This is a genomic window from Pantoea sp. Ap-967 (genome assembly GCF_011752565.1).
Lineage (GTDB): Bacteria > Pseudomonadota > Gammaproteobacteria > Pseudomonadales > Pseudomonadaceae > Aquipseudomonas.
Window position 1 is genome coordinate 194,124 of record NZ_VWXK01000009.1, and the last position, 26,010, is coordinate 220,133.

Consider the following 26,010-nt stretch of genomic DNA (forward strand, 5'->3'; position numbering starts at 1 on the left):
GCGAGGGAGACAGCTAAACTTTACCCATCCAGTAGATTAACTATCGCCTACCTGTTGCTTGAGCCACCTTTGCACGATGGCCAGCGACTCGGGTTGGCGCACCTTGCGCGGCCACACCAGGTAAAACGCCTTGTCCAGCCGAAGCTGCTGGGCAAACACCTGCACCAACCTGCCGGCGGCAACGTCATCGCTGACGAACGCCAGGCTGGCCAAGGCAATACCCTGGCCGCTGATCGCCGCCTCGATGGCCAGGGAAGTTTGGTTGAAGCGCAGGTTCCTGGCCGTTGGCTGGGCGTGCTGTGGGAACACCTGCGCCAGAAACTGCGGCCAGAAATTGTGGGCATCGTGCAGCATGAGGAAGTCTTGCAGCTGCTCGAAACTGGCAGGCAACTCAGCCCCCGCGAACAGGGTTGGGCTGGCCACGGCAACGATGCGCTGCTCCATCAGTTTCTCGCTGTTCAACCCTGCGCCGAACTCGGGCTTGCCATAGCGCACGGCAAGGTCCACGCCATCGGTGCTGAAGTGGGAAAGGCGGTCCGTGGCCAGCACGCGCAAGTCGATATCCGGGTGGCCCTGGGCGAAGTTGCCAAGCCTTGGAATGAGCCATTTCGAGGCAAAGGTGGGGGTAACGCTGACGGTCAGGTGAGCGGCTTGCGGCCTGAGCACGCGGGTGGCCTCATCGATCATCGCCAGGGCGCTGCGAATGCTGCCGCTGTAGCTGCTGCCTGCGTCTGTCAGGGCCAAGCCACGGGGCAGGCGCTCGAACAGGCGCAGGTCCAGGTTCGCCTCCAGCCCACGGATCTGCTGCGCCACTGCCGCCTGGGTCACGCCCAGTTCCTCGGCGGCCAGGCGAAAGTTCAAGTGGCGGGCAACCACTTCGAACACACGCAAGGCATTGAGCGAGGGCAACTCAGGAAAACCGTCGGACATGGTGGTGGCTCCGAACACCGCTAACCCTGCACGCCTGCCCAGATTACGGCCTGTGCCACGATCACATCCTTGCCATTGAACGTCAGCGCAGGCGAACCATGCAGCTGGTAGCCCAACTCCAGCGCCTCACTGACGCGCCGGCAAAATGCCGAGTCATCGGGGCCGGTCAGTACCCGGTAGATGGGTAACCCATTCGGTGGTTGGCTCATCGCTTCGCTCCTTGTTTCAGCCTGCGTGGTTCACGGGAGCACGATCATAGCCCAAACCTCGACCAGCGCCTGCATGCGGTGCGGTGAGGCCCATCGCATTGCATTCTTCACCCGATAACCCAATAATCCCGCCGTCATGATAATGATTGTCTTTTGATATACCTTCTCAGGCGCTCTGTTCCAGCATGTCGACCAAGCCCCTCGATCACCTCTACAGCGAGCATCATCCCTGGTTGCGCCAGTGGCTGAGCCGGCGCCTGGGCTGCAGCGCCGATGCAGCCGACCTTGCCCATGATGCATTCCTGCGGCTGCTGCTAAAACCCGTGCAGCCGGTGTTCGACAATGCCCTCGCCGCCCGTGGTTACCTGCGCAAGGTGGCCAATGGGCTGTGCATCAACCTGTGGCAACGCCGGGAGATCGAACAAGCCTGGCTCGATGCCCTGGCTGCCCAGCCGGAACGCTTTGCCGACTCTGCAGAACATTGCGCGGCGGTGCTGCAGGCGTTGCAGGAAGTTGGGCAGATGCTGATCGGGCTGCCCGGCAAAGGTGCCCAGGCCTTCGTGCTGGCGGTGGTGTGCCAGATGACTGACAAAGAGGTGGCCGCCGAACTGGGGGTGTCCGACCGCATGGTGCGCAAGTATGTGGCCAAGGCCATGCTCGCCTGCCTGAGCTTGCAGGCCGCGCAAGACATGGCCATGTTTTATCAAGACCACGATGCCTGAGGCGCGCATTCAACCCCCGTTCCAGGTATTGGAGCAAGCCGCCGAATGGTATGCCGAGCTGCGCTGCGGTGGTGCCGACACGGCCCGCCAGCAGGCTTGGCAACACTGGCTCGCCGCCGATCCCATGCACCGGGCCGCCTGGCAGGCCGTACAGGGTATCAGCCAGCGTTTCGAGCCGCTGGAGCACCTGGCGGACCGGCGCAACACTGCCGAGCGCCTGCTCGGTGCCCACCAGCGGGTACGCCGGCGCGGCCTGCTGCGCGGCCTTGCCGCCCTGGCCGGTGTGGGCGTGCTGTGGTCCACCTGGCGCCTGACGCCCTTGCCGCACTGGCGCGCGGAATTGGCTGCGGATTACCGCACCGGCACGGGCGAACTGAAACCGGTGCGCCTGAGCGATGGCACCCAAGTGTGGCTCAACACCCGCACCGCCTTCGATGTGGCGTTTTCCAGGAACAGCCGCCGCTTGCACCTGCTGGCCGGCGAGATCCTGGTGGACACCGCTCACGATGCCAAACGCCCCTTCATCGTCACAACCGCCCAGGGCGATATGCGGGCGCTGGGCACGCGCTTCAGCGTGTGCGCCAGCAGCGGGCAAACGCAGCTGTCGGTGTTTGCAGGCGCAGTGGAAGTGACCTTGGCCTCCTCAGGCACCCGCCGGGTGATCGCAGCCGGCCAACAGCAACGCTTCGACTGCCACCAGCTGGCCCCGCCAGGCAATGCCGAACTGGCCCGCGAAGCCTGGACCGAAGGCAAACTGGTTGCGGTAGACGTGCCACTGGGCGAGGTGCTGGACGAACTGTCGCGCTACCACCACGGTTACGTCTCGGTCAGCCCAGAAGTTGCCCAGCTCAAGGTGTTCGGCAACCTGCCGCTGCTCGACTTCGACGGTGCGCTGGCCATGCTCGGTGAGTCGTTACCGATTCGCGTCGAACGGCGCCTGCCGTGGTGGACCACGGTAGCGGCCAGTGGCAGCTGAAAAAAAATTCAATCCGTGGTTCCGCTTTTCACCGCCTCGCCGGGTTAAGGGATGACAACCCATCCATTTCACCCAACGGGGACAAGGACCACATGATGTTTCGTCCAGCACGCGCACCGTTCACCGCCCGCCTGAGCTTTTCCGTCTGCCTGGCCAGCATTGCGGCCACCACCTGGCTCGCCGCCGCACCGCTCACCGCCCAGGCCGCCAGCCGCCAGTACGCGATTCCCGCCGGGCCGTTGAGCCAGGTGCTGTCACGCTTCGCCGCCGAGTCTGGGGTTTACCTGGTGGGCTTGAGCGAACTGGCCACTGGCCGTTCCAGCCAAGGGTTGCAGGGCAGTTTCGATGTCGAGGGTGGCTTTGCCATGCTGCTGTCGGGCACAGGCCTGGCCGCCGAGCCAAGCGGCCCCGGGCAATACCGGCTGCACGCGGTCGACAGCGCGGCCCTTGAGCTTGGCGCCACCAACGTCAATGCCGCGCTGGGGACCACGGTCGAGCCGACCACCTCCTATACCACAAGGGCCATTACCCTCGGCAAGGGCGAGCACAGCATCAGGGAAACCCCGCAGTCGGTCACGGTGATGACCCGCAAGCGCATGGATGACCAGAACCTCAACACCATCGATCAGGTGATGGAACAAACGCCTGGCATCACCGTCTCCGGCTCGCCCATGGGCGGCAAGTACTTCTACTCGCGCGGCTTCAAGATGGATGCGCCATTCCAGTACGACGGCGTGCCGCTGGATGTCGGCGGCAGCTATGTGCAGGCCAACAGTTTCAGCAGCGACATGGCCTTCTACGAGCAGGTGGAGCTGCTGCGTGGCGCCGCCGGCATGATGCAGGGCGCCGGCACCCCGGCCGGCGCGGTGAACTTCGTGCGCAAGCGCGGCCAGGCCACGCCGACTGCAACCGTGACCTTGTCCGGTGGCACCTGGGACAACTACCGCAGCCAGGTAGATGTCGGTGGCCCGCTCAATGCCGAGGGCACGCTACGGGGGCGCGCGGTGGTTGCCGAACAGAAGCGCCGGTACTTCTACGACTACGGCAAGCGCGAAGACCAGCTTGCCTACGGCGCGCTGGACTACGACTTCTCCGACGACACCACCGCTGGCATTGCCATCGCCTATGAAAAGCTCAACGCCACACCCTGCTTTGGTGGCCTGCCCAGCTACAGCGACGGTTCGGACATCAAGCTCAAGCGCTCCACCTGCCTGGGCGCCAGCTGGAACCACTGGGATAGCGAGCGTACGTCGGTGTTCGCCGACGTGAAGCATCGCCTGAACGAAGACTGGACCGCGCGCCTGGCAGGCGCCTACAGCCATAACCAGCAGGACATGAAGTATGCCCAGGGCATAGGGGTTGGCTACGTGACCCCGGGGGCCACGTCATCGGCGATTCAGTCGATCGCCGGCCTGTTCGACTACGACTCGGTGGACTACGGCTTCGACGGCTACCTGGACGGCAAATTCCGCGCCTTTGGCCTGGAGCACGAACTGACCGTGGGTGCCAACACCAGTTACTCCCACAGCCATGATGTTTGGGCGCTGGCCTTCCTGCAGCAGCGCTCCGATGTCTTCAACCCCACGCGCTTCACCGAACCGAGCAACGACTACATCATCAACAACAGCTACCGCGGTGGCTGGCCGTATCCGTCGAGAACTACCGTCAAGCAGCAAGGGGCCTATGCCAACTTGCGCCTGAAACTGGCCGATCCCATGACCGTGGTGCTCGGGGCGCGGGTCAGCGACTGGCACTACACCAATGACAGCCATGCCTACGGCGTGGCGCCGATCGATGAGCGCCGGGAAACCGGGCAAGTCACGCCGTTCGCCGCCGTGCTGTACGACCTGACGCCGCACCTGACGGTGTATGCCAGCTACGCCGATGTTTTCCAGCCACAGTCCTATACCGATGCCAGTGGCAAGGTGCTGGAGCCGAAAACCGGCACCAACTATGAACTGGGGGTCAAGGGCGAGTGGTTCGACGGCGCGCTCAATGGCTCGCTGAACCTGTTCCGTGCCTACCAGGAGCATGCTGCTGTGGCGGTCACCGACAAGAGCATCTGCGCCTCCTGCTCGGTAGACGCAGGCAAGGTCCGCGCCCAAGGCGTGGAGATGGAGCTCACAGGCTCCCCCGTCGAGCGGCTGCAACTGACAGCGGGCTACACCTATACCGCGACCGAAACCTTGAGCAGCAACGTGCGCAACAGCAATGTGGCGGCGGTCGATGGCAGCACTTACAACACACTGGTACCGCGCCACGCGTTGCGGGCCTGGGGCGACTATGCGCTGGCCGGCAACCTGAGCCGCTGGAGCGTAGGCGCAGGCGTGAATGCCCAGAGCGCTATATCCAGGTTGTCTGGCACTGCCAAGACCGAGCAACCGGGGTATGCCATCTGGGGCGCGCGGGTGCAGTACCAGATCGATTCGCACTGGGCCGTGGCGCTCAATGGCAACAACCTGTTCGACAAGGTGTACTACTCGACGGTAGGTGATCGCAGCGGCGGGAATTACTACGGGGAGCCGCGTAATTACATGGTGACCTTGAAAGGTAGTTTCTAACCTACACGCTGCCCCGGTAGGAGCGAGCACAGCTCGCGATGGGGCGCGCAGCGGCCCCAGGGTTTCAGCCTCGCGGCTCATAGTGCTGGGGCTGCTTTGCAGCCCATCGCGAGCTGCGCTCGCTCCTACAGGGTCATTTGTTAAATCAAAGAGTACGACAACGCGTCGACCAGCAACCGCTGTACACTGCCCGCCTCAGACTTAACGGACGAAGTCATGCCACTCGAAGCGCTCCCCATTCTGCAGGGCTACCTCTGGCGCCTGCTTCCACTGTTGGGGCTGTTCGCGTTGTGGCTGTGGCTCACGCCGCGCAGCCAAGCAGGCATGCACGTGCTGATCCTGCTGCTGGCCTTCGTCTGCACCCGTGACATGATGACCCCCAGCGCCATCTGGGCACTGGGCGGCGAGCCGCCGCTGCGCTTCCATGCCAACCCCTGGGTGCTGGCGGCGCTGGGCACCGGCTCGCTGGCACTGCTTGGCCTGCTCGCGCGCGGGCTGCCAACGTGCTGGCAATGGGTGGTGGGGTTCAAGGGAAACCGTACGGCCGGCATCGCCCTGGGGGTTGCCGCAGGGTGCCTGATCGGTTTGCCGATCAGGCTGCACCTGGGCCTCGGACTGGCGCCCCTGCCATGGCTGCTGGGCTTTGCCACGCTGGCCCTGGCCGGCAACGCCCTGGAAGAGGTGCTGTTTCGCGGCATGCTGCAAGGCCTGCTGGAACAGCACACCAGCCCCTGGCGGGCCGCGCTCGGCAGTGCCTGTGCCTTTGCCGCCTGCCATGGCTACCTGGCCCTGGTGCTGACCGACCTGGGTTGGCCGGTGATGCTGTTCACCTTCGTCGAGGGGCTGGTCTGCGCCGCTGTGAGGCTGAAATGGGGCACCTGGCCGGCCGCCGCCGCCCATGGCAGCGCAATTCTGCTGATCGGCGCCCCGCTGGCATGAACACCCCACGATCGCACTAGAGCACCCACTCTAAAGTTGTACAGATTAATCCTTTTGTAGAACTTTACCGGGCAAACGCAGGTCGCACATTCCAGACTTCGAACCTGGAATGCAAATGACTGCCCCGACGCCACGTTTCGCCGCCTTAGGCCCCGGTCCCACTTCGAACCCCGCCATCACGGCCCGTTTCCCAAGCCTTGAGGCCCTGCTCGCCGAGCCCGCCTTCGACCTGCTGGAGCTCACCGCCAGCCCCGAGCAGAATGCCGACTGGGTGCACCAGCTTAGGCGCCACCCGGCCTACGGCCTGACGCTGATCTACTGCCAGGGCGACCACCCCCTCACCGCTGCGCTGGCCGATGGCCCGCTGCCCGCACACCCGGCCAGTGCCCTGCAGCAATGGCGTGAACGCCTGGCTGTGTTCAACCGTGGGCAGCCACCGGAAGGGCCGCAGGCGCAGGTGCTGGCCTACCTCTGGCTGCGCGCCCCTGGCAGCCTGAAGGCCTTGCGCAGCCCACGCTCCCCTGCCCTCTACCACTACCCGCTGGTCGATGCACTGGGCGACGACCAGCTCAACGGCCATGCCCTGGTGCAGGGCCTGGCCCAGCGCAACCTGCTGGACAGCACCACGCTGGTCGACCGCATTCGCCTGTGCCGCAGCTGTGGCAGCGGCCACCTGAACTACGTGGATGTCTGCGTGGAATGCAGCGCGCTGGATATCGTGCGCCAGCCCTCCCTGCACTGCTTCACCTGTGGCCACGTCGGTGCCCAGGCCGACTACCTCAAAGACGGCGTGCTGGTTTGCCCCAACTGCCTGACACGCCTGCGCCACATCGGCACCGACTATGACCGGCCACTGGAGAACTACAGCTGCCAGGCCTGCTCGGCGTTCTTCGTCGATGCCGATATCCAGGCGCGCTGCCTGGACTGTGGCCAGCAGCACGCCCCCGATGAACTGCTGGTGCGCAACATTCACGACTATCGGCTTTCCGAAGCCGGGTTGCTGGCGGCGCGCCAAGGCCTGGACCAAGGCTTCGACCCTTATTTCGGCGGCCTCTCGCTGGTGGGCGTGAACACCTTCCGCACCTTGCTCGACTGGCAGCTGGAATTGATCGCCCGCCACGGCGAGCCCAGCTTTGCCCTGCTCGGGGTGCGCTTCAAGAACCTCGGCGCCGCCCTGGCACGCCTGGGCCCACAACGCGGTCATGCACTGCTCGACGCGCTGATCGAGCGCATTCAGGTGGCCATCCGCGACACCGACCGCTGTACCCGAACCACCGAGGAACACCTCTGGCTGCTGCTGATGTACACCGACAGCGTCGGCCTGCAGCGGGTGACCGAACGCCTGAACCAGATCAGCGAACTGTTCGTCGGCCAGGACCTGCAAGACATCGTGCTGACCACCAGTGGCTGCGTGGCCCCGGCCCAGCTGGTGGAAAAGGAAAACGCCGAACTGCTGATGGCACGCCTGGCGGGGGAACTGTGATGGCCGGCCTGCTCGATCACCTGCACCTCTGGCTGGCCGAGATCCAGGGCCCCGACGGGCACTGGCGGCTGTTCCTGATGGTGTTCCCCTACTTCCTGCTGCTGGAGGTGCCGCTGAACCTGCTGGTCCTGCTGGGCACCCTGCGCTGGTTCGTGCGCGAACGCAGCGCGGTTCCATTGCACCAGGCCTGGTATCCGCGGGTGTCGTGCATCATCACCTGCTACAGCGAAGGCAAGGACGTGGAGCTGACCCTGCGCAGCCTGGCCGAGCAAACCTACCCCGGCGTGATCGAGATCATTCCGATCGTCGATGGCGCGGCGGCCAACCAGGTCACCACCGAGGTGGTGCGGCGCTTCAAGGCCGAACAGCGGCTGCCGCGCAACCGCTTGCTACGGCCAATCGCCAAATGGCAACGGGGTGGGCGGGTGTCCTCGCTCAACAGCGGGCTGGCATTCAGCACCGGTGAAATCTTGATCAACGTCGACGGCGATACCTCGTTCGACAACGACATGGTGCTGCGCATGGTGCGCCATTTCGCCGACCCCAAGGTGCCGGCGGTGGCGGGCAGCCTGCGGGTGCGCAACGCCCGGCAATCGTGGATCGCCAGGATGCAGGCGCTGGAGTACCTGCTGTCGATCCACATGTGCAAGATCGGCCTGGCCGAATGGAACCTGGTGAACAACGTGTCCGGCGCCTTCGGTGCCTTTCGCCGCAGCTTTCTCGAACAGATCGGCGGCTGGGACACCCACACCGCCGAAGACCTCGACCTGACCCTGCGCATCAAAAGCTACTTCCGCCGTTACCGCCTGCGCATCCCATTCGAGCCACGGGCGATTGGCCACACCGACGCCCCGGCGACCCTGCGCGGTTTTCTCGACCAGCGCCTGCGCTGGGACGGCGACCTATTGTTCATCTACCTGCGCAAGCACCGCCACGCCTTCACACCGAAGCTGCTGGGCTGGCCGAACTTCCTGATGCTGCTGGTCAGCGGGCTGTTCTTCCAGCTGGTGCTGCCGTTCATCATCGTCGGCTACAGCCTGGTGGCGCTGTTCATCCTGCCGCCGACGGCCTTGCTGTTCTATTCGCTGCTGATCTACGCGCTGTACCTGGCCATGAGCGGCCTGCTGTACCTGGGGCTGATGCTGATGGTCAGCGAGCGCCCCCGGCAAGACCTGGCACTGGCCTGGATACTGCCGTTCTACCCCCTGGCGATGTACGCCCTGCGCTGCTGGAGCGTGGTCGCCATTCTCAATGAAACCCTGCGGCGCGGGCACGAGGAATCGAGCATGGCGCCCTGGTGGGTACTCAAGCGGGCCAATCGGTTCTAAGGCACTTCTGACATGATCTTGCACACAGCACGACACCTGCTGCCGCTGGCCTTCTGCGCCCCGCTGCTGGCCAATGCTGCGCCCATTACCCTGGAGCAGGCCTTGCAGCAAGCCGGCGATGGCCAGGCTGGCGCCGCCATCAATGCCGAGCTGCAGGCCCGTTACGCAGCGCAGCAACAACGCGAAAGCGAAAGCGGCTGGGAGGTGTTCGGCAACGCCAATGCCGGCCGCTACCACGAACTGGTCACCGAGGACGTGCGCGACGACTACTACGGCCGCAACGCGGCCATTGGCGTGCGCTACCCGTTGCTGGGCAGCCTGGCGCGGCGGCTGGAGGCCGTGCACGCCAGCGAGCGTGACGTGCGCCTGGGCCGCATCCAACAGCAATACCAACGAGCCCGCCAGCGCCTGGCGGTGCGCAGCGCCTATGCCGACTGGTGGCGCGCCAGCCAGGAACAGCAACTGTGCGAAGGCGTGCAGGCCGCTGCCAGCACCGCCGAAACCCAGCTGCGCACCCGCCTGGAAGGCAAGTGGATTCTGCCGTCCGATGCACGCCTGATGCGCAGCGAATGGTCGGCGGTAACCCGCCGCTGCGCACTGCAAGCCGACCTGCTTGCCGATGTGCGTGCCAGCCTGCAAAGCCTGGGGGTGGCGATCAGCCCCGGCGATACCCCGGTTGCCGCACCGCTGGCCGCCCACCCGCAGGCGCTGGAGGCCTGGCGCAACCAGTTGCAGGGCAACCCGCGCATGGCCCGGCGCGATGCCGAACTGGCGCTGGCCGAACAGGGCCGCGAGCGGCCTTGGTACAGCGCCATCGACTCCTACTTCAACGTCACCCAGACCGTGGAGGAGCGCAGCGGCGCTGCCGACCGCGGCAGCGGCCTGAGCGTGGGGGTCACCTTCAGCGCCCCGCTCGACCTGCTCGACTATGGCTCGGCCCGCAGCCGCGAAGGCGAAGCGCGCTACCAGGCGGCGGTACAGGCCAAGGAAGCCGAGCATGGCACGCTGCTGCGCGAACTGGGCAAGGTGATCGAGCAGCAACGACGCAACGCCAATGAATACGCCTGGCGCAGCGAACGCCGCGAGGCCCTGGAGCGCATCGTCGCCGAGCGCCGTCAGCGCTCCAGCCTGGACGCAGGCGAAGCCAGCCTGCGCCTGCAACAGGCCGAGGTCGACCGCTACAACGCAGGTTTCGCGCAGATCGCCGCCTGGCACGCCACCTGGCTGCAGGACGCCGCCCTGCGCCTGTTCGGCGACGACAGCCCGGCCTTCCAGGCACTGCTGGGCAAGCAGTGGTTGCGCTGGCAATCCGGCGCCACCGGGCCAGTGGCACGCACCGGCAACTGGCGCCTGGGCACCTACGCCTGGCAAAGCCAGCGCCTGCTGGCCGCCGCCACCCAGGCCAGCGAACTGCAGGCGCTGCGCAAGGCCGGCATCGGCATCATCCACCTGGGCCTGGATGCCCGGCAGATCCAGAACCTGCCCGCCACCCGCGCCAACCTGAGTGCACTGCTGGGCGCCGCCCATCGCCAGGGCCTGCAGGTCAACCTGCTGCTCGGCGACCCCGCCTGGATCAAACCGCAGCACCGCGCCCAGTTGCTGGAGCTGCTCGGCCAGTTGCGCGAGCTGCCCTTCGATGGCCTGCACCTGGACCTGGAAGTGGAACAGCTGGGCTGGCCGGTGCCCGACCAACGCCTGCACGACTGGCTGGAAACCCTGCGCCAGGCCAAGGCCGCGAGCCCCTGGCCGGTGCAGCTGTCGAGCCACCCGCGCTGGTTCCAGGCACAGGCCAAGCGCTCGCCATGCGTGCCGTGTGAGCTGCAGCGCCTGGGCATCGAAGACGTAAGCCTGATGATCTACACCCGCAACGCGCAAGCCAGCAGCACCCGCGCCGTTGAAATCGCCCGCGCCTGGCCAGGGCTGCACATGCGCCTGGCGCAAAGCGTGGAGCCTGACCAACCGGCAGCGCTGAGCTGGGCCGATGCCGGCAGCAGCCAGCTGCAAGCCCAGGCCGACACCTGGAAACACACATTGCTGCCGGCTGGTATCAGCGGCATCGACTGGCAATCCTGGACCGACTACCCGAGAAGCCGATGAAAATCCGATTCCGCAGCCCCAAGGAACACCACCCCACCCAGGACAACGGCATGCAGGTGCTGTATGCCCCCGGCAAGCGCCTGGCCTTCAAGCTGCGCTGGTACCTGATCCTGTGCCTGATTCTGCTGCCGGCGCTGTGGCTGGTTGGCCACTATGGCCTGGCCCTGCTGCGCGTCGAAGCCCCGGCGCTGGTGCGCCTGCCCACCCTGGAGGTGCGGGCCATGCAACCAGGCGAAGTGCGTGCGCTGCGCGTGCAGGTGGGCGACCACGTTCAGGCCGGCGCACCGCTGGTCGACCTGGACAACCCCGACTGGCGGCTGCGCCTGAGCCTGCTGCAAGCCAGTGCCGTCAACGGCAACGCCAGCACCGCAGGGCTGGGTGCGCACAACCGGGCAGTGCTGCAAAGCCTGGTGGACCGCGCCGCGAAGAAGGTCGACGACACCCGCCGCCTGCTTGCGCAAGGCGCAGCCACCCGTGGCGAAGTGTTGGAGGCGCAGAATGCGCTGGACAGCCGCGAGGCCGAGTTGCTGGCCTTCGAGCGCAGCCTGAGCGGGGGTGCAGGCCAACGCTACGAGGTACAGCAGCAGCGCGAGGGGCAGTGGCTGCAAGAGCAGCTGGCGCGCCTGGATGTACACGCCAGTGAAGCCGGGCGGGTGGCCGAGGTGATTGCCGCCCCCGGTGAGAACGTTGGCCCCGGCACCTTGCTGATGCGCCTGGAGCGCGAAGGCCCGGCGCAGCTGTGGGTGTACCTGGACCCCAAGGACGTCGAGCACTCCACCCCAGGCTCGGCATTGGATGTGCGCCTGCCCAATGGCGATTGGGTAGGCGCCGAGGTCATCAGCAACGCTGAGAGCGCCAACCCACTGCCCAGCGACCTGCGCAAGCCGTTCAGCAGCCCGGCTCGCGGCCTGATGGTGCCGGCACGCTTCACCCAGCCGCTGGACAGCGAATGGCGAATCGACTCGCTGCCGGTGCGGGTGCGCTTTGCCGATCGGCGCGTGCCGCTGTTCGGTGGCCTGTAAGCGATAACACATCCCCTGTAGGAGCGGGCTTGCCCCTCGAACACCGGCGCAGCCGGTGCCATGCACCGCGTCGCATATTTCGCGGGTCAAGCCCGCTCCTACAGAAAGTTGCGATATGTTCCATGAGAAATTGCGGCGCGCTTGCTACCCAGGCTCACATCAATACTTCCAGGTCACCGAGGCCGTCAGGTTGCGCGGGGCACCGTAGCTGGCGGTGCTGGCGTTGTTGTACAGCGACAGCAGGTACTTGCGGTCGGTGACGTTGTTCAGGTTCAGCGAGGTGCTCCAGTTGCTGTCGATGTCGTAGCTGGTCATCAGGTCGACCAGGCCATAGGCGTTCTGGTGGATGGCGCTGTTGGTGTCACTTTCAACGCCAGTCTGCCAGCTGACCCGGGCACCGACTTTCATCTGCGGCAACGTTGGCAGGCGGTAGGTGAGCATGCCGCGCACGCTGTGGGTTGGCACATACTTGCGCGCACGCTCGCCATTGTCGTCGTCGATGCGCACGTAGGTATAACCTGCCAACAGGTCCAGGCCTGGCATCACTTCGCCAGAGGCCTGCAACTCGACACCATGGCTCTTGAAATCGGCCGGCGAGTAGACTTCCCAATTGCCATTGAAGCCCATGTCCACGGCCACGTTGCGTTGTTCGGTCTTGAACAGTGCGCCGGTCAGGTGCAGGCGCTGGTCCATCACACTGCCCTTGATCCCCACCTCCATGCTCTTGCCTTCCAGCGGCGCGAGCTGCTTGCCGTCATCGCCAGCCTTGTTGTACTGCGGGGCGTAGATCTTGGTCCAGCTGCCGTACAGGCTCCACGACGGGTTCAGGTCATAGACCAGGCCGGTGTAGGGGGTGACCTTGCCGTGCGCGCGGGTGGAGTATTCAGCACCGAAGCTCTCGCCCTTGCCATCGGCGCTGAGCATGCGCGCACCGGCGATCCAGTGCAGGTCGTCGGCAAGGCTGAAACGCGCCCCGGCGAACACGCTCTTCTGGGTGTCCTGGAAGTTCTGCGACAGCCCTTCGCTGGTCACGCCGAACGACGGCATGGAGGTGGCGCCGGCCAGGATGCCCGAGAACGAGGTGTCGAACTCACCGCCATGCTCGATGTCTTCGTCATACTCATGGCTTTTCTGGTGGGTGCGCCCGTAGGCCGCGCCGAAGGTCAGCTGATGCTCGCGGCCAAACAGGCTGAACGGTCCCTGCACTTTCGCTTCGCCTAGCAACTGGTGGGCTTCGCTGCTGGTGTGGTTGGCATAGGCCTGGGCGTCGTCGCCGGTGACCGAGTACACGTAGAGCATGTTGGTGTTCTGCTTTTCCTGAATGCCCGTGGCGGTAAGCGTGGCATTCCAGTCGTTGCCGAAATCGTGCTTGAGCTCGACGAAGGCGCGCTGGGTGTGCAGGTTCCAGTAGGTCCATGGCTGGCCGATGCTGCTACTGCGGCTGCTGTAGTGAATGGCGTTACCGGCGCTGTCGACCAGCGGCAGGTTGCCCCAGGTGCTGCCGTTGGAGTCGCTGTTGTGCTGGGAGAAACCGACGGTCACGGTGTCGGCGTCGGTCACGTCGAACGCCAGCAGGCCGGCGGCCACGTTGCGCTCATGGCTGTAGCGGTCCATCCACGAATTGCCTTTGTCGTGGGAATAGATGAAGCGGCCGCGCACCTTGCCCGAATCCGTCAGCGGGCCGGCCACATCGACATCCACACGGCGGCTGTCCCAGGAACCGACGCTGGTGTCGACCTGAGCCTGGAAGGTGTCGGTCGGGCGCTTGCGCACGAAGTTGACAGTGGCAGACGGGTTGCCCGCTCCGCTCATCAAGCCATTGGCGCCATGCAGCACATCTACCTGCTCATACTCGGCCAGGTCCTGGTCACCCACCAGCACTGTGCCAACGAACGGCATGCCCATGCCGTCGTATTCGAAGGTGTTGATGTCGAAGCCGCGGGAGGTGAATTCGGTTCGGTCGGTTTCGGTCTGCTCCACGGTCACCGAGGGCGCCGCGCGCAGGGCGTCCTTGATGCCGTTGATCTTGAAGTCATCCAGCGCCTGGCGGGTGATGGTGGTCACGCCCTGGGGCGTCTGCTTGTCGGTCAGGCCCAGCTTGGTGGTGCTGGAGGAGGCGTGGCCTTCATATCCCTGGCTCGGGCCCTCGCCTTCGTCACGTGTGCTTTCGATCTGCGTCGCAGGCAGGGTGAGGTCGTCGGCGGCGTGAACGACGGGCATGGCGCTGCAGGCGCCGACCAGCAACAGGCTGGCAGGAAGGTGACGTTTCAAGGAAAAAGCCCCAGGGAGTGAATGTAAACGGGATTCATTTTTAAATAGGAATACGAATCTACATCACATTGGTATCACGTTTTTTTAACTTATTTTTCATGTTTAAGGGTGGGGTTCGTCATGCTAGGTGGCGCCTGGATGCCTGGCCCTATTGGGGGGCGCGCTGGGCGATAGTGGCGCTCTGGTTATTTTCGACTAGGGTGCATTGAGTGATGAAGCAGGAATTCCAGTGCACCAAAAAGGAGAGTCACCATGAAAAAAACCTTCAGCGCTTGCGCGATTGCCTTCACCGCACTTCTGGCTCTGCCGATGGCACACGCCGAGGGCGACGTTGCCAAGGACGTTCGCCAGGATGTGCGAGATGTGGACAAGGACGCCAAGCATGACGCCAAGGAAGTGGACAAGGGCGCCAAACACCTGGACAAGGAACGCCACAAGGAAGACAAGCACATCGACAAAGAGGCCAAGAAACATCTTTGACCCATAGGCGTGAATCACGGGCCATGCCTGCAAGGGGGCGCGCGAACTTCGTCGCCCCATTCGCCTTATGAAGCTTCATGAAAGACTTCAAGGCCAAGATGTATTATTTTGTTACTGATTGGGAAGCCGGTGTAAGCCCGGCGCGGTCGCGCCACTGTAATCGCACGTCGAGAGCCAGACCCCAATGCCATCCCCCCTAATAACATCCTGACCGAACGCGTCATTCTCCAGGAGCTTCGTATGTCCACCACCGTTGCCACGTCCGCCGACAGCGACCTGTCGCTGCCGTCCCTGCCGTTGAGCGAGATTCTGCCCTGGGCCATCTTCGCCGGCCTGCTCCTGCTGCTGGCGATCTATTTCGTCGGTGCCGAGCAAGGTGCCACCGCACTGATCTCCGGTGCCTACGTGCACGAGTTCGTGCATGACGGCCGCCACCTGCTGGGCTTCCCCTGCCACTGACCGAGGGTTGTGACATGACAGGCAATCTCCTGCTGCGCGGCATGCTTGCCGGGCTGTTGGCGGGCATCCTCGCCTTTGGCTTTGCGAAAGTGTTCGGTGAGCCTTCGGTGGACCAAGCCATCGCTTTCGAAGAATCCGTGGCCCATGCCCATAGCCATGACCACGGCGGCGGCGCTGCCGACGAAGAAGAAGAGGAACTGGTCAGCCGCGCGGTGCAGAGCAGCGTCGGGCTGTTCACCGGTGTGGTGATCTACAGCGTATCGATCGGCGGCATCTTCGCCCTGGTGTTCGCCTTCGCCATGGGCCGTATGGGTGGCCTGAAGGTAGGCCCGCGTGGCCTGGCGGCCATCCTTGCGCTGCTGGCCTTCATCAGCGTGATCCTGGTGCCGGGGCTCAAGTACCCGGCCAACCCGCCATCGGTGGGCGACGCTGAAACCATCGGCCAGCGCACCAAGCTGTTCTTCCTGATGCTGGTGGTGTCGCTGGCAGCGCTGGTGGTGGCGGTGAACCTGTTCCGCAAGCTGCTGGCTCGCCACGGTGGCTGGACCGCGGCGGTTGCGGCGATCGTGCTCTATGGCGTGATCATGGCCGTGGCCGGCAAGCTGTTCCCGGCCATCAACGAAGTGCCCGAGGGCTTCTCGGCCACCTTGCTGTGGAACTTCCGCATCGCTTCGCTTGGCATCCACGTGGTGCTGTGGAGCGTGCTCGGCCTGGTGTTCGGCTGGCTGGCCCAAGGCCCGGTACTGGCCCCACGCAACCGCCACAACGCCCGCCTGCAGTCCTGAGCCAACGCCCATTGCGCGCTGCGCTCGCTCCTATGGAACAAACCGTAACCATCTGATTTAACGGTGAATCCTGTAGGAGCGAGCGCAGCTCGCGATGGGCTGCAAAGCAGCCCCGGCACTATGAACCGCGAGGCTGAAACCCTGGGGCCGCTGCGCGCCCCATCGCGAGCTGCGCTCGCTCCTACCGGGGACGGCGCTGGCCTGGAGATGGTTGTGGTGTAGGTCAAGCGCCGGTGTTCGCGTATCGCATTTTTGGGCACCCACGCATTGCGGCGCGACTGCTGGCACGGTTCCCTGCGCGACAGCGCAGCCCGCAAGGGCTGGGCTATCTCCTACAGAAATATCCTTTCAGCCCAAATTGCGCTTGAGCACAGCAATGTGCTCCGGGCCAATGCCACAGCAGCCGCCGATCAGGCTGGCCCCGCGCTGACGCCAGTCCTGGGCCCAGGCCAGGTAACCTGGCGGGTCGAGGTCTTCACGCAGTTCATCCAGGCCATCGTTGGCCGTCGCTTCCTTGGGTTGCGGCGGGAAGGCGTTGGCGTAGGCGCCGATGGCGATATCGGCCTGCTTGGCCTGGATCAGCGAATGGGCCACGTCCACCGCCGCGCCGATGACTTCCGGCTGGCTGCAATTGAACAGTACCGCCGCTACCCCCAGGCCTGCCACCGCCTCGATCGCCTCGGCCACCGGCTCACCCGAGCGCAGGCGCGGGGTGGCATCGACCTCTTCGTCCTGCAAGGTGAACGACACCCAGAACGGCTTGCCGTCCGCGGGCAGCTGAGCGTGAATGGCACGGACTTCAGCAATCGAGCTCTGGGTTTCTGCCAGCCACAGGTCCACATGCGGGGCCAGGCCCTGCAACAGCGGCGCCAGCACTTCGGCAACCCGCTCGGGCTGGAACAGGTCTGGCCGATAGGAGCCGAACAGCGGCGGCAGCGAACCTGCCACCTGTACCTGGCCGCCGCTGCCATCGGCGGCGCGGCGGGCCAACTGGCCGGCAACCGTGGCCAACTGCAACCCTTCCCGGGCAAAGCGTTCCTCACCGATATGGAACGGCACCACGGCGTAGCTGTTGCTGGCGATAACTTGGGCACCGGCGGCGATGAACGCCGCGTGCACGCCCACAACGGCCTCGGGCGCTTCGCTCAGGGCCAGTGCCGACCACTCCGGCTGGCGGAAGGGTGCGCCGCTGCGCTGCAACTCCCGCCCCATGCCGCCATCCAGGACCACCATCGCTCGCTGTTTCATATAACTTCTCTAAAGGTGCTTATGACTAAAATTCATTATGTTTGGAGGACCTATAACTATTAAATACCCTACTCGATTTTCAGCCAATTTTTCAGGTATTTACATGCGCTTCGCTGCCTTGCTCGGCTCCAGCCTGCTGCTGCTCGCCTCCGCCTCCCACGCCCTTGCCGGCTCCACCCTGGAGCGTGTCGAGTCGAACAAGGAAATGGTCAACGTGCTGATGGAGAGCTACCCGCCCTTCTCGTTCCTCAACGAACAGAACCAGCTGGACGGTTTCGATGTCGATGTGGCCAAGGCCGTGGCACAGAAGCTCGGCGTCAAGTTGCGCCTGGAAACCCCATCCTGGGACGTGATCGCCGCTGGCCGCTGGAGCGGGCGCTATGACATCTGCATTTGCTCGATGACCCCGAGCAAGGCACGGGCCGAGGTGTTCGACTTCCCCGTGGAATACTACGCCTCGCCTGCCGTGATCGTGGTCAACGCCAACGACGACCGGATTCACACCGCCAAGGACCTGGATGGGCGCAAGGTCGGGCTGACCAGTGCCTCCAGCTACGAGAGCTACCTCAACAAGAACCTGGTGATCGAAGGTGCCGAAGACCAGCACATCGACTACCCGTTCGACTTCGTCCAGGTCGCCCCCTACGACACCGACAACGTCGCCTTCCAGGACCTGGGCCTGGGTGCCGGCGTGCGCCTGGACGCGATTCTCACCAACCTGGTGACCGCGCAACCGCGCCTGGATCAGGACAAGCGCTTCAAGCTGGCCGGCGCACCGCTGTACGAAGAACCAAACTCGGTGGCCATCGAGAAAGGCGACCCGCAGTGGGATGCCAAGGTGCGCCAGGTGTTCGCCGAACTCAAGGCTGACGGCACGCTGGCCAAGCTCTCGCAGAAATGGATCGGTGCCGACATCAGCAAATGAGCGCCTTTCAACCTTCCCCCAAGCCCGTGGCCAATGCCACGGGCGCTCACCTGTTCGGGTTCCGCACCCGGTTGTACCTGACCTGGCTGGCGCTGTTCGCCCTGTTCGTGGCGTTCTTCCTCAGTTTCGACCTGAAGTTCGCCATCATCCTGGACAAGTTCCCCAACCTCGCCGGCTTCAAGCTCGGGCCCAACGGGTTCCTGCAAGGGGCAGCGCTGACCTTGTTCCTGTGCCTGTGTTCGATGGTGGTGTCGGTGCTGTTCGGCTTTGCCGCGGCGCTGGCGCGGCTATCGCGCAGTGCAGTGCTGGTGGGCGTCGCCAGTTTCTACACCTCGTTCTTTCGCGGCACGCCGCTGCTGATCCAGATTCTGCTGATCTACCTGGGCCTGCCGCAGCTGGGCCTGGTGCCCGGCGCCATCAGCGCCGGCATCATTGCCTTGTCGCTGAACTACGGCGCCTACCTGAGCGAAATTTTCCGCGCCGGCATACTCGGGGTTGCCCGCGGCCAGCGCGAAGCCGCCCTGGCACTGGGCATGCGCCCGGCCCAGATCTTCTGGAGCATCACCCTGCCCCAGGCCATGCGGGTCATCATTCCGCCCACGGCAAACCAGTTCATTTCCATGCTCAAGGACTCGTCGCTGATCTCGGTGATGGGCGTGTGGGAAGTGATGTTCCTGGCCCAGTCCTACGGCCGCTCAAGCTATCGTTACCTGGAGATGCTGACCACGGCGGCAGTGATCTACTGGGTGCTGTCGATCCTGCTGGAACTGGTGCAGGCACGCCTGGAACGGCATTTCGGCAAAGCCTACCAGCGGTAGTGCCTGTGCTCACTTGATGCCCCGGCGGCGCTCGATCACCCGTCCCCGAAACCGCTCATGATGAAAAAACATCATGAGCGGAACTAAAAAACCTTTGAAATTTCCTCATTAGCCTCAGCGCCGACCGATCCTTAAACTTCATCTTAATCACAGCCAATTTGCAGATCACTGAGCAACCACCCAACACCGGGTGTGGCCCCAGGATCGGGACAGCGGATCAAGATGAACAGCGACTTCACTTTCAGCCTCAAAAGCATTGCCTTCGACGAGCACTACCAGCCTGCCGAAAACACCCGCATCACCACCAACTTCGCCAACTTGGCCCGGGGTGAAAACCGCCAGGAAAACCTGCGCAATACCTTGAAGATGATCAACAATCGCTTCAATGCCCTGGCGCACTGGGATAACCCTAACGGCGAGCGCTATTCGCTGGAGCTGGACATCGTCTCGGTGGAAATGCACCTTGATACCACGCACAAGGGCCAGGCCCTGCCGCTGATCGAAATATTGAAAACCACCATCGTCGACCACCACACCGGCGAGCGCATCGACGGCATGGTTGGCAACAACTTCTCCTCCTACGTGCGCGACTACGACTTCAGCGTCCTGTTGCTGGGGCATAACAAAGGCCAGGCTTCATTCAGCACGCCAGAGCATTTCGGTGACCTGCACGGCCAGCTGTTCAAGGCGTTCGTCAACTCCGCAGCCTACCAGCAACACTTCGCCAAGGCGCCGGTCATCTGCCTCAGCGTTTCCAGCAGCAAAACCTACCGGCGCACCGAGAACCACCACCCGGTACTGGGCGTGGAATATGTGCAGGATGAATATTCGCTGACCGACGACTACTTCAGGAAGATGGGCTTGAAGGTGCGCTACTTCATGCCGCCCAACAGTGTTGCGCCCCTGGCGTTCTATTTTGCCGGTGATTTGCTGGGCGATTACACCCCGCTTGAACTGATCAGCACCATCAGCACCATGGACACGTTCCAGAAGATTTATCGGCCAGAGATCTACAACGCCAACTCGGCGGCCGGAAAGTCTTATCAGCCCAGCTTGAAACATCAAGACTATTCGCTGACACGCATTGTGTATGACCGGGAAGAACGTAGCCGCCTGGCCATCGAACAAGGCAAGTTTGCCGAGGAACAATTCGTCAAGCCGTATCAGGCAACGCTCGCGCAGTGGTCTGCGCAATACGCTCATTGATCGCTTCTATTATTCAAGGTTATTCCAGATGAAGAAACTGCTCCCCACGTCCACCGCTGGCAGCCTGCCAAAACCCGCCTGGCTGGCCCAGCCGGAGACGCTGTGGTCACCGTGGAAACTGCAGGGCGATGAACTGGTCGAGGGCAAGCAAGACGCCCTGCGCCTGGCGCTGCAAGAACAGCAACACGCCGGCATCGACATCGTCAGCGATGGCGAACAAACCCGCCAGCACTTCGTCACCACCTTTATCGAACACCTCGACGGCGTGGATTTCGAACAGCGCGAGACAGTCAGAATTCGTGACCGCTACGATGCCAGTGTACCGACGGTGGTGGGTGCAGTGGCACGGCGCAAGCCGGTATTCGTCGAGGATGCCAAGTTCCTCCGCCAGCAGACCTCGCAGCCGATCAAATGGGCGCTGCCTGGCCCCATGACCATGATCGACACCCTGTACGACGCCCATTACAAGAGCCGCGAAAAACTGGCCTGGGAGTTTGCCAAGATTCTCAACCAGGAAGCCCGCGAGCTGGAGGCCGCTGGCGTCGACATCATTCAGTTCGACGAGCCTGCCTTCAACGTGTTCTTCGATGAAGTGAACGAATGGGGCGTCGCCACCCTGGAGCGGGCCATCGAAGGCCTCAAGTGCGAAACCGCCGTGCATATCTGCTACGGCTACGGCATCAAGGCCAACACCGACTGGAAAAAGACCCTGGGCTCGGAATGGCGGCAATATGAGGAAGCCTTCCCCAAACTGCAGAAGTCCAGCATCGATATCGTCTCGCTGGAATGCCACAACTCCCACGTGCCCATGGACCTGATCGAGCTGATCCGTGGCAAGAAGGTCATGGTCGGCGCCATCGACGTGGCCAACCATGCCATCGAAACCCCCGAGGAAGTGGCCAATACCCTGCGCAAGGCCCTGCAGTTCGTAGACGCCGACAAGCTCTACCCGTGCACCAACTGCGGCATGGCCCCCCTGCCGCGCCAGGTGGCGAACGGCAAGCTCAAGGCGCTGAGCGCCGGTGCAGAGATCGTGCGCCGCGAACTGTCGCGTTAATGAGCCGCAAGGGCTTGGCCAATGCCAGGCCCTTGCCCCACATCGATAGGATTTCCCATGTCACGTCCTGGTAACGCCATCGAGCCCTTGCGCTTTCGCGAGGCGCTCGGGCACTACGCCTCCGGCATCACGGTCATTACCTCGCAGCATGAAGGCGAGCCACTGGGTTTCACCTGCCAGTCGTTCTACAGCGTGTCGATGAACCCGCCGCTGGTTTCGTTCAGTGTCATGGCCAGCTCCGCCAGCTATCCCGGTATCCGCCAGGCCGGGCGCTTTGCGGTCAATATCCTGTCGGGCGAGCAGGTGGCCATTTCCAATCAGTTTGCCCGCCGTGGCACCGACAAATGGCACGGGGTGCAATGGCAGGCTTCGCCGCTGGGCAACCCGGTGATTGCCGGTAGCCTGCACTGGCTGGATTGCGAGATCCACGCCGAACACGTGGCAGGCGATCACCTGATCGTGATTGGCGAAGTGAAAGCGATGGACCAACAGGCAGTCGCCGCCACGCAGCCTTTGCTGTATTTCAAGGGGCAGTATTGCAACCTCGTGCAGGCGTGCGCCTGAGGCAATCACTGCAGGCGGTGCGCTCAAGCAACGCCTGGCAGCCCGATGCAAAGCTCCATGAACCGCGCTGCCGCCCGTGAGGGCGTGGCAGCATGGGGCAGCAAGATGGAGAACTGCCGCACCAGCGGCTCTGGCGCAATCCGCACCTGGCGCAGCACGCCGTCTTCATGGCGAATCGACATGGCCGAGACAAACCCAATCCCCATGCCCGCCCGCACCGCTTCCTTGACCCCTTCCACGCCGGCAATCTCCAGCGCTACCCGCATCGCCACGCCATGCCGGGCGAACGCCCGCTCAACGATCTGCCGCACCCCCGAGCCACTTTCACGCAGCACCAGCGGGTAGGCGCCCAGCACCGCCAGGCTCTGCTCCTGGGTGTCCGCCAGCGGATGGCCATTGGGCACGATCGCCACGATTTCGTCTTGCCGCCACCCCGTGACGCCCGTCCCCAGCGGCAACTCCTGCCCCGGCGGGCCCTCGATCAGGGCGATGTCGACGTTGCCCAGCGCTGCAACGATTTCCCGCGTGTTGCCGTGTGCGGTGGTGACCAGCACTTCCGGGTAGCGCCCATGGAAATCGGCGATCAGGTACGGCAGCAGGTAGCTGGCCGGCGTGGTGCTGGCACCGATGCGCAAGGTACCGCGCTCAAGGCCCCGCAAAGCCTCGCGCAGGGCCTGGGCCTGGTGGAAGGTTTCGCGCAGGCGCAGGGCATGGGCCAGCAACTGCTCCCCGGCCGCGGTCAGGCGCACGCCGCGGCCAGCGCGTTGGTACAGGGGCTCGCCAAAGTCTTCCTGCAGCAGCTTGAGCTGGCCGGAGACTGCCGGTTGCGACAAGTGCAGGGCCTGGGCGGCGTGGCTGATGTTGCCATGCTCGGCCACGGTGGCGAACGTTATCAGCTGTTCTGGAGTCATTTTCTAAAAATATCAGCTATTCGGATATTTGCCATTTCAAATTACGATTTTTTATAAGCTTATAACCAGATTAACGTAGGCCCTGTCGAAACACCTTTTCCGGAGGACTCACATGGCCACGGTATCGTCCAACCCCGGCCTTGCGCCTACCCTCTCTACCCGAGGGCGGCTCAACGGCATCCTGTTCGTCGCGCTGTTCGCGCTGGCGGTGACTCAACTGGCGGCGCTGCCCGCCATCGCCCACCTGGGCATCAGCCCGCTGATCGTTGGCATCGTCGCCGGCGCCTTGTACGGCAACGCCCTGCGCGATGGCGTACCGGCCAGCTGGGCGGCCGGCATCAACTTCTCCGCCCGCGGCCTGCTGCGCATCGCCGTGGCGTTCTTTGGCCTGCGGGTGAGCCTGCAAGAAATCGCCGAGGTGGGATGGTCGGGGCTGACCGTGTCCTTGCTGGTGGTGAGCAGTACCCTGTTGATTGGCTACTGGTGCGGCACCCGGCTGCTCAAGCTGGACCGCGATACCGCCCTGCTGACTGCCGCCGGCAGTGCCATTTGCGGTGCGGCTGCGGTGCTGGCTTTTGAATCGGCGCTGCGCAGCGCACCGCACAAAAGCGCCATGGCAGTCGGTAGCGTGGTGCTGTTCGGCACCTTGTCGATGTTCCTCTACCCGCTGGCGATCAATGCTGGCTGGCTGCACCTGGACACCTTGGGCGCCGGGCTGTTCCTGGGCGGCACGATCCACGAGGTCGCCCAGGTGGTGGGCGCCGCGAGCAACGTCAGCCCCGAAGCTACCCATATCGCCACCATCGTCAAGATGACCCGGGTGATGCTGCTGGTGCCGGTACTGCTGGTGGTCGGCCTGTGGATCAGCCGCTCGCGCCAGCCCGGCCAGGGCCAGGGCAACGGCCGCATCGCCATGCCCTGGTTCGCCTTCGGCTTCCTTACCCTGGTGCTGGTGAACTCGCTGCAGGTGCTGCCTGCCGGCGTGACCGAGGCGGTCAACGGCCTCGACACCTTTGCCCTGACCATGGCCATGACCGCCCTGGGCATGGAAACCCGCTGGAGCCAAATTCGCCAGGCCGGGCCTCGCGCACTGGTCACCGGCGCCCTGCTCAACCTGTGGCTGGTGGCCGGCGGCCTGGCAATTACCCTGGGTGTACAACGGCTTATGGGTTGACGCGCACTGAACGGTATGGTGTTGTCTTGCAAGGATGTTTTTACCTGCACAGGAAAGACTTACATGCCTCAACGCCATGTCATCAATGCATCCGTCAGCCCCAAGGGCAGCCTGGAGACACTGTCGCAACGTGAAGTCCAGCAACTGAGTGAAGTCGGTACTGGCAGCCTCTACACCTTGTTCCGCCAGTGCGCCCTGGCCATCCTCAACACCGGCGCCCATGTCGACAATGCCAAGACCATCCTCGAAGCCTACAAGGACTTCGAGGTCCGCATTCACCAGCAGGATCGCGGCGTGCGCCTGGAACTGCTGAACGCCCCCGGCGACGCCTTCGTCGACGGCGAAATGATCGCCAGCACCCGGGAGATGCTGTTCAGCGCCCTGCGCGACATCGTCTACACCGAAAGCGAGCTGGCCAGCCAGCGCATCGACCTGGAAAGCTCCCAGGGCCTCACCGATTATGTGTTCCACCTGCTGCGCAATGCCCGCACGCTGCGCCCGGGCGTGGAGCCGAAAATGGTGGTGTGCTGGGGCGGCCATTCGATCAGCAGCGAGGAATACCAGTACACCAAGAAGGTCGGCCACGAGCTGGGCCTGCGCAAGCTGGACATCTGCACCGGCTGCGGCCCGGGGGTGATGAAGGGGCCAATGAAAGGCGCCACCATCGCCCACGCCAAGCAGCGCATGCACGGCAGCCGCTACCTGGGCCTGACCGAGCCGGGCATCATCGCCGCCGAGGCGCCGAACCCGATCGTCAACGAGCTGGTGATCCTGCCCGACATCGAGAAGCGCCTGGAGGCTTTCGTGCGGGTTGGCCACGGCATCATCATCTTCCCCGGTGGCGCCGGCACCGCGGAGGAATTCCTCTACCTGCTTGGCATCCTCATGCACCCGGACAACCAGCACCTGCCCTTCCCGGTGGTGTTGACCGGGCCGCGCAGCGCCGAGCCGTTCCTGCTGCAGTTGCACGCCTTCGTGGGTGCCACCCTGGGCGAGGCTGCCCAGGGCCACTACCAGATCATCATCGATGACCCGGCCGAGGTTGCCCGGCACATGGTGGAGGGGCTGAAGGCTGTGAAGCAGTTCCGCCGCGAGCGCAACGATGCCTTCCATTTCAACTGGCTGCTGAAGATCGACGAGGGCTTCCAGCACCCCTTCGACCCCACCCACGCGAACATGGCAGCCCTGGCCCTGCGCCGCAACCTGCCACCCCACGAGCTGGCGGCCAACTTGCGCCGGGCGTTTTCCGGCATTGTGGCGGGGAACGTGAAGGACAAGGGCATTCGCCTGATCGAGGAGCACGGGCCGTACCAGATCCGTGGCGATGCGGCGGTGCTGGAGCCGTTGGGGCACCTGTTGCAGGCGTTTGTCGACCAGCACCGGATGAAGTTGCCTGGGGGGGCGGCGTATGTGCCGTGCTATCAGGTTGTGACCTAAGGCCAGTTCTACCGAGGCAGCAGGCGTCGCATGGCACCGGCTATGCCGGTGTTCGCGGGCAAGCCCGCTCCCACAGGGAATTGGACTGTTACCCATGTGCGTGAACTGATTTGTACCTATGTGGGTGAGCCATACCCCGCTTTTGTTTTTGCTCTGCTTTTGCTTTTGCTCTGCTTTTGCTTTTGCTCTGCTTTTGCTGTTGCTCTGCTTTTGCTGTTGCTTCTAAGCGCACGGTAGCCCAGCAAACGCAGATTGCGACCTTAGGAGGCCGAGCGTAGGCATTGCGGAGGGAGGTGACGGGCATGGATGCCCGTCAAGCGCTGGGCCCCAGGATGGGGCCTGCAGCGCGGTCCTCCCGGGAGCAAGGCCGGAGCGAGGGAACCCCGAAGCGCAGCGTAGGGGCCGGAT

At 64.0% G+C, this 26,010-nt stretch carries 23 protein-coding genes and 1 riboswitch; of the genes, 18 read left to right on the forward strand and 5 right to left on the reverse strand.

All coding sequences use genetic code 11. The features are described 5' to 3' along the window. Positions 1-36 precede the first annotated feature (36 nt). Both F3J45_RS12345 and F3J45_RS12350 read right to left on the reverse strand, forming a co-directional pair. A complete protein-coding gene (locus tag F3J45_RS12345) occupies positions 37-930 on the reverse strand; it encodes a LysR substrate-binding domain-containing protein (protein ID WP_167062471.1) in 894 nt (297 codons plus the stop codon). 20 nt (positions 931-950) lie between these two features. Then, positions 951-1,139 carry a DUF1737 domain-containing protein gene (locus F3J45_RS12350; protein WP_167062474.1) on the reverse strand — a complete coding sequence of 63 codons (189 nt, stop codon included), beginning with the start codon at positions 1,137-1,139 and terminating at the stop codon, positions 951-953. Positions 1,140-1,324: 185 nt separating this feature from the next. Between F3J45_RS12350 and F3J45_RS12355 the strand changes: the two genes are divergently transcribed. The 8 genes from F3J45_RS12355 to F3J45_RS12390 all read left to right on the forward strand — a co-directional run bounded on the left by F3J45_RS12355 (position 1,325) and on the right by F3J45_RS12390 (position 12,267). After that, a complete protein-coding gene (locus tag F3J45_RS12355; protein ID WP_167062477.1) occupies positions 1,325-1,861 on the forward strand; it encodes a sigma-70 family RNA polymerase sigma factor in 537 nt (178 codons plus the stop codon). Then, positions 1,854-2,837 (forward strand): FecR domain-containing protein, encoded by a 984-nt coding sequence (locus tag F3J45_RS12360; protein WP_167062480.1) that lies wholly within the window; start codon positions 1,854-1,856, stop codon positions 2,835-2,837. Before F3J45_RS12355 ends, F3J45_RS12360 begins: the two co-directional genes overlap by 8 nt. 95 nt (positions 2,838-2,932) lie before the next feature. After that, positions 2,933-5,398, forward strand: coding sequence for a TonB-dependent receptor (locus F3J45_RS12365; RefSeq protein WP_167062483.1), 2,466 nt, complete (start codon positions 2,933-2,935; stop codon positions 5,396-5,398). A 216-nt stretch (positions 5,399-5,614) separates the two neighbouring features. After that, positions 5,615-6,337 carry a CPBP family intramembrane glutamic endopeptidase gene (locus tag F3J45_RS12370; RefSeq protein WP_167062486.1) on the forward strand — a complete coding sequence of 241 codons (723 nt, stop codon included), beginning with the start codon at positions 5,615-5,617 and terminating at the stop codon, positions 6,335-6,337. A 115-nt stretch (positions 6,338-6,452) separates the two neighbouring features. Next, the gene (locus F3J45_RS12375; RefSeq protein ID WP_167062488.1) at positions 6,453-7,820 is read left to right on the forward strand and encodes a diguanylate cyclase; all 1,368 of its coding nucleotides are present in this window, start codon (positions 6,453-6,455) and stop codon (positions 7,818-7,820) included. Further along, complete coding sequence (locus F3J45_RS12380; RefSeq protein ID WP_167062491.1) at positions 7,820-9,148, forward strand: glycosyltransferase family 2 protein; 1,329 nt, start codon at positions 7,820-7,822, stop codon at positions 9,146-9,148. The genes F3J45_RS12375 and F3J45_RS12380 overlap by 1 nt, the downstream gene beginning before the upstream one ends. 12 nt (positions 9,149-9,160) lie before the next feature. Then, a complete protein-coding gene (locus F3J45_RS12385; RefSeq protein ID WP_167062494.1) occupies positions 9,161-11,245 on the forward strand; it encodes a hypothetical protein in 2,085 nt (694 codons plus the stop codon). Continuing rightward, positions 11,242-12,267, forward strand: a complete 1,026-nt coding sequence (locus F3J45_RS12390; RefSeq protein WP_167062497.1) for an HlyD family secretion protein — start codon at positions 11,242-11,244, stop codon at positions 12,265-12,267. The genes F3J45_RS12385 and F3J45_RS12390 overlap by 4 nt, the downstream gene beginning before the upstream one ends. 159 nt (positions 12,268-12,426) lie before the next feature. Here the strand turns inward: F3J45_RS12390 and F3J45_RS12395 are convergent, their stop codons facing one another. After that, on the reverse strand, positions 12,427-14,538 hold the full coding sequence (locus tag F3J45_RS12395) for a TonB-dependent siderophore receptor (protein WP_205300489.1): 2,112 nt from the start codon (positions 14,536-14,538) through the stop codon (positions 12,427-12,429). A gap of 252 nt (positions 14,539-14,790) precedes the next feature. On the opposite strand from F3J45_RS12395, the gene F3J45_RS12400 reads away from it, so the two are divergent. The 3 genes from F3J45_RS12400 (at position 14,791) to F3J45_RS12410 (ending at position 16,262) form a co-directional block, all read left to right on the forward strand. Continuing rightward, entirely contained in the window at positions 14,791-15,018 is a 228-nt protein-coding gene (locus F3J45_RS12400) for a hypothetical protein (RefSeq protein WP_167062500.1), read from the forward strand. Positions 15,019-15,138: 120 nt separating this feature from the next. Continuing rightward, positions 15,139-15,199: riboswitch (cobalamin riboswitch) on the forward strand. Between the two features lie 59 nt (positions 15,200-15,258). Further along, positions 15,259-15,477 carry a CbtB domain-containing protein gene (locus tag F3J45_RS12405; protein ID WP_167062503.1) on the forward strand — a complete coding sequence of 73 codons (219 nt, stop codon included), beginning with the start codon at positions 15,259-15,261 and terminating at the stop codon, positions 15,475-15,477. A 14-nt stretch (positions 15,478-15,491) separates the two neighbouring features. Continuing rightward, positions 15,492-16,262 (forward strand): CbtA family protein, encoded by a 771-nt coding sequence (locus F3J45_RS12410; RefSeq protein ID WP_167062506.1) that lies wholly within the window; start codon positions 15,492-15,494, stop codon positions 16,260-16,262. A gap of 348 nt (positions 16,263-16,610) precedes the next feature. Here the strand turns inward: F3J45_RS12410 and F3J45_RS12415 are convergent, their stop codons facing one another. Beyond that, positions 16,611-17,510 (reverse strand): homocysteine S-methyltransferase family protein, encoded by a 900-nt coding sequence (locus F3J45_RS12415; RefSeq protein ID WP_167062509.1) that lies wholly within the window; start codon positions 17,508-17,510, stop codon positions 16,611-16,613. Positions 17,511-17,613: 103 nt separating this feature from the next. On the opposite strand from F3J45_RS12415, the gene F3J45_RS12420 reads away from it, so the two are divergent. From F3J45_RS12420 to F3J45_RS12440, 5 genes are all read left to right on the forward strand, one after another. Further along, a complete protein-coding gene (locus F3J45_RS12420; RefSeq protein WP_167062512.1) occupies positions 17,614-18,435 on the forward strand; it encodes an ABC transporter substrate-binding protein in 822 nt (273 codons plus the stop codon). Further along, positions 18,432-19,253 (forward strand): amino acid ABC transporter permease, encoded by an 822-nt coding sequence (locus tag F3J45_RS12425; RefSeq protein ID WP_167062515.1) that lies wholly within the window; start codon positions 18,432-18,434, stop codon positions 19,251-19,253. The genes F3J45_RS12420 and F3J45_RS12425 overlap by 4 nt, the downstream gene beginning before the upstream one ends. A 222-nt stretch (positions 19,254-19,475) precedes the next feature. Then, positions 19,476-20,459 carry a DUF1852 domain-containing protein gene (locus tag F3J45_RS12430; RefSeq protein WP_167062518.1) on the forward strand — a complete coding sequence of 328 codons (984 nt, stop codon included), beginning with the start codon at positions 19,476-19,478 and terminating at the stop codon, positions 20,457-20,459. 28 nt (positions 20,460-20,487) lie between these two features. Beyond that, entirely contained in the window at positions 20,488-21,516 is a 1,029-nt protein-coding gene (locus F3J45_RS12435) for a methionine synthase (RefSeq protein ID WP_167062521.1), read from the forward strand. A 57-nt stretch (positions 21,517-21,573) separates the two neighbouring features. Beyond that, positions 21,574-22,080 (forward strand): flavin reductase family protein, encoded by a 507-nt coding sequence (locus F3J45_RS12440; protein ID WP_167062524.1) that lies wholly within the window; start codon positions 21,574-21,576, stop codon positions 22,078-22,080. Positions 22,081-22,103: 23 nt separating this feature from the next. On the opposite strand, the gene F3J45_RS12445 is transcribed toward F3J45_RS12440, so the two are convergent. Further along, on the reverse strand, positions 22,104-22,991 hold the full coding sequence (locus F3J45_RS12445; protein WP_167062527.1) for a LysR family transcriptional regulator: 888 nt from the start codon (positions 22,989-22,991) through the stop codon (positions 22,104-22,106). Between the two features lie 112 nt (positions 22,992-23,103). Here F3J45_RS12445 and F3J45_RS12450 point away from each other — a divergent pair, with 112 nt between their 5' ends. Continuing rightward, positions 23,104-24,165 (forward strand): YeiH family protein, encoded by a 1,062-nt coding sequence (locus tag F3J45_RS12450; RefSeq protein WP_167062530.1) that lies wholly within the window; start codon positions 23,104-23,106, stop codon positions 24,163-24,165. Positions 24,166-24,228: 63 nt separating this feature from the next. After that, complete coding sequence (gene ppnN, locus F3J45_RS12455) at positions 24,229-25,602, forward strand: nucleotide 5'-monophosphate nucleosidase PpnN (protein ID WP_167062533.1); 1,374 nt, start codon at positions 24,229-24,231, stop codon at positions 25,600-25,602. Positions 25,603-26,010 lie beyond the last annotated feature (408 nt).